This is a genomic window from Actinacidiphila oryziradicis, assembly GCF_005047355.1.
Lineage (GTDB): Bacteria > Actinomycetota > Actinomycetes > Streptomycetales > Streptomycetaceae > Actinacidiphila > Actinacidiphila oryziradicis.
The window spans coordinates 1-3,707 of sequence record NZ_SUMC01000252.1; the positions used below are offsets into that span (position 1 = coordinate 1).

Here is a 3,707-nt window from a genome sequence, read left to right on the forward strand (position 1 = left end):
CCGCGAGGCCGTCGACGCCCAACGCCTCGGCGCCCGCCGCGGTGACGTCCGCGACCCCGTCGGACCAGTCGTCGAGCTGCAGCAGACGCAGGACCCCGACCATGCGGTCACTGATCACCCGCGACCACCGCGCGCCGTGCTCACGAGGCCAGCGCTTGGGACACGACGGCCAGGCCGTCCGTGAGGGGACGAAGCTCAGCTTCCCGGCCGTGCACGAGGAAGCCGGTGCCGGTGAGGCCCAGGAGACGGGTCAGCATCGGATGCGGATGGTGCAGGCACAGCAATCCCCCGGCGGTGGCCGTGCGCTCGGCAGCGGCCAGGAAGGTATTGAGGCCGCTGACGTCGCAGAAGGTCAGGAGGGTCAGGTCGATGTCGATGGTGCGGATTCCGCCTCGCAGACAGTCCTGGATCATCACGCACACCGGTGGCGCCGTGTCCATGTCGAGCTCACCCGCCAGGGTGATCGTCGTGTGGCTTCCTCGGTCGTGCCGGTAGAGGTTGAAGCTGGGCAGAACGGGCATAGCGCCTCAGTTCTTGTGACCACCTGGTGCAGCGCCGGCGGCCCGGCTTCCCGGTCCCGCCTGGCACGCATCCCCTGTGGTCGGACGCCTGGACAGGTCAGGCGAAGCACACCGGTCCCAGCAGGGCTCAAGAACCGGCTTCGCCTCGAAGGTAGTGCCCGAGGCGGTCGGACGAATCGTCCGCTCCCCACGCACCTGCACGACAACCGCGCTTGCCACGCCGGGGTCCGGGACGTCCATCGAAGCATAGCCCCACGCATACCCCAATTTGCTGGATTCCTCAAAGGATGTACACGTATCGGCGTCGTAGTTGGCGGGTGGGCGGGGCTGGCCGGTCTGGCACGGGCGTTGAGCTGCCTTGTGGCCGCGGGCGTGGCCTGGGTGATGTCGTCGGGGTTGGCGAAGGACCGCCCGGCCAGGGCGGTCTTGCGGAAGATCCGCCACGAGCCCTCCTGCAGGTTCAGCTAGCAGGCGCCGACCGGGATGAACGCGTGGCGGATGCGGGGGTGGTCCTCCAGCCAGGTCCGAATAGTGGATGGAAAGCCGCCTCGCGCAACACCTTCGGTGCTCACCGCGGCGGTGGGATTTCGCGCTGGATGCCTCTTTTCTCGCTGTGGGTACGCTGGGAGTGGGTGTTCTTCATGGAATGGCTGACGAGGCTTCCTGGGATCGCACGGCTGATGCGTACGCACGTGTGGCGGGCGTTCGAGCGGCTGGCCACGGTCCACTGGGCCCGGCTCGCCGCCGCCATCACCTACACCAGTTTCGTCGCGCTCTTTCCGCTGATCACCGTAGGTGCGGCGATCGGCGCCAAGCTGCTGAGCAAGGACCAGCTCGGGAAGCTCCAGGACAAGATTGCCGGCCAGGCGCCGGGCGTGCTGCGCTTTCCGGCCGGCGTTCTCGGCGTATGGATGATGGCGCGGGGTAGGCGAGTTCTGTTGATTGTCGCGCGGGGAGGGTCTGCCCATGGAGGGTCTTGCACATGTCAGCACTTGCGGATTCGGCTGTACAGGCGCTGGTTGAGGTTCCGAGGGCGGTGGACTGTGCCTCGGCCGGTCGGCTTCCGTGGATCGAGGAGACGGGCAAGGTCGCCCCGAGGGACGCCCGGGTGCTGTCGAAAGTGTTCTTGGACCGGCTTCAGGTTCTGGAGGAGGGCACGCCCGAGTACCAGTACGCGCGCAACACCCTTATTGAACTGAATATGTCCGTGGTCAAATTCGCAGCCGGCCAGTTCCGCAACCGGCCGGAGGGGATGGAGGAGATTCTCCAGGTCGGAATGATCGGTCTGATCAAGGCCATCGACCGCTTCGACGTCTCACGCGAGGTGGAGTTCACCACCTTCGCCATCCCGTACATCACGGGCGAGATCAAGCGATTCTTCCGTGATACGAGCTGGTCGGTGCACGTGCCCCGGAGTCTGCAGGAGCGGCGCCTGGTCCTGGCCAAGGCAGCGGACGCGTTGTCGCAGACTCTGGACCGCTCGCCGACGACGGCGGAGCTGGCGGCATACCTGGACCTGAGTCCGGAAGAGGTTACTGAGGGTGTGGTGGCCAGCAACGGCTACACCGCCGGATCACTGGACATCCCCGCCGGCGAGGGCAACGACGACGCTGCCGCCGGCTCCTTCGTCGAACGTCTCGGTGAGGACGACCCCGGGATGAAGAGCGTGGAGAACTTCCAGGCGCTCAAGCCGCTTCTCGAGCAGCTCGGGCAACGCGACCGGAGAATCCTGCAGATGCGCTTCGGCGCGGAGATGACACAGTCTCAGATCGCTGCCGAGCTCAGCATCTCCCAGATGCATGTGTCCCGGCTCCTGGGGCGGATACTCAAGACCTTGCGGGCCGGAATGCTTACGCAGGCGTAATGCGGATTCCTGAAGAACCGTCATGCTCCATTTTCAGGGGTGCAGACATGGACCGAAAAACCGCCTGACCGGAGTCCCTGTAGGCGGATCGAGGGTCAGTGGAAATTGCGGAATTTCCCACATCCAGCGCGATGCCGTCGCGGTGGCGGCCGCCGGTCTCCCGGGCGTGGAACCGGGCGAACGGGACACATTAGGATCAATAGTCGCCGATGCGGTGATCATCGACATATCGGAGGGACCTGTCATGGCGAAGCAAGTGACCGTGGAGTGGGCGGATGCCCCGGCAGAGCACGATTACCCGGCAGCCGCGTCGTTTCTGCGATTGACGGCCGCTCCGGCGCTCGTAGAGGTCCTCACCGCGCTGCTGTCACAGGCGCCCACGGTGGAGCATCGCCCCAAGGACATCCTGCGCGCCGCCCGGCTGCAACTGCTTCCTGCAGATGACCCCGAGGTCGCGAGAGACCTGAAGCACGTTACCAAGGGCAAGCCGCTGTCACCGATCCTGCTCGTTCGCGGCGAGCTGAGCCTCGACCGCCCTCTGCAGATCGCTGACGGCTATCACCGGCTGTGCGCCAGCTACCACCTCAGCCAGGACACAGAGATTCCGTGTCGCCTCGTCGACCTGCCCGCGATCGCCGTATAAACCCCCGGTACCGAGGCCAGGAGCGTCATGACGGGCGGCGAGCAGCTTAGCGGTGGAGGACCGACGGGAAGCCATGACGGGCGTGATCGCGTCGAGGCGATCGTGGACGCCCGCCACGGGGCCAGGATCGCGGCTGTGCTGGAACGTGAGCCGGTATGGGCCCGTGACTTCAACGATCTCACCTACGAAGCGCGACGGTTGTTCGGTGAACTGTTCGGGACCTTCCTGCTCGTCCTGGCCGGTGCCGGAGCGGCGGTCCTGGAGGCAGCCACCCACGGCCAGATCGGTCGGGCCGCGGCGGTGACGGCCCCCGGCTTGACAGTGCTGGCCGTGATCCTTTTCATGGGCGCGGTCTGCGGTGCCCATCTGAACCCCATCGTCAGCATCGCATTCGCGCTGCGCGGCGACTTTGCCTGGCGCCGGGTTCCCGGCTACATCGCTGCCCAGTGCGTGGGGGCCCTGCTGGCCAGTCTGGTCCTGAAGGCCACCTTCGGTGATGTGGCGCACCTGGGCGCGACCCTGCCTGGGCCCGGCTTTACCGCGCCCCAGGCCTTCGTCATCGAAGCTGTTCTCAGCCTCGGGCTCGTCAGCACGATCCTGGGTACGGCCTCCAGCGCACAAAACGTGGGGCCGCTGTCCGCGATCGGCGTCGGCGCCTACATCGTGGTGGCGGGTCTGT

Annotated in this window: 4 protein-coding genes and 1 pseudogene; 4 read left to right on the forward strand and 1 reads right to left on the reverse strand. The window is 66.4% G+C overall.

Annotated features, from left to right (window positions below; translation table 11 throughout):
• Window positions 1-140: 140 nt before the first annotated feature.
• A complete protein-coding gene (locus tag FCI23_RS54480) occupies window positions 141-521 on the reverse strand; it encodes an STAS domain-containing protein (protein WP_136731598.1) in 381 nt (126 codons plus the stop codon).
• 641 nt (window positions 522-1,162) lie between these two features.
• Here FCI23_RS54480 and FCI23_RS62110 point away from each other — a divergent pair.
• The 4 genes and pseudogenes from FCI23_RS62110 to FCI23_RS54500 form a co-directional block, all read left to right on the forward strand.
• Window positions 1,163-1,399, forward strand: a pseudogene (locus FCI23_RS62110) (YihY/virulence factor BrkB family protein); the annotation flags it as partial.
• A gap of 104 nt (window positions 1,400-1,503) precedes the next feature.
• The gene (locus FCI23_RS54490; protein WP_136731599.1) at window positions 1,504-2,385 is read left to right on the forward strand and encodes a SigB/SigF/SigG family RNA polymerase sigma factor; all 882 of its coding nucleotides are present in this window, start codon (window positions 1,504-1,506) and stop codon (window positions 2,383-2,385) included.
• A 244-nt stretch (window positions 2,386-2,629) separates the two neighbouring features.
• Window positions 2,630-3,028 carry a hypothetical protein gene (locus FCI23_RS54495; RefSeq protein WP_136731600.1) on the forward strand — a complete coding sequence of 133 codons (399 nt, stop codon included), beginning with the start codon at window positions 2,630-2,632 and terminating at the stop codon, window positions 3,026-3,028.
• Between the two features lie 27 nt (window positions 3,029-3,055).
• A partial coding sequence (locus FCI23_RS54500) for an MIP/aquaporin family protein (protein WP_211265901.1) occupies window positions 3,056-3,707 on the forward strand: 652 nt, incomplete at its 3' end.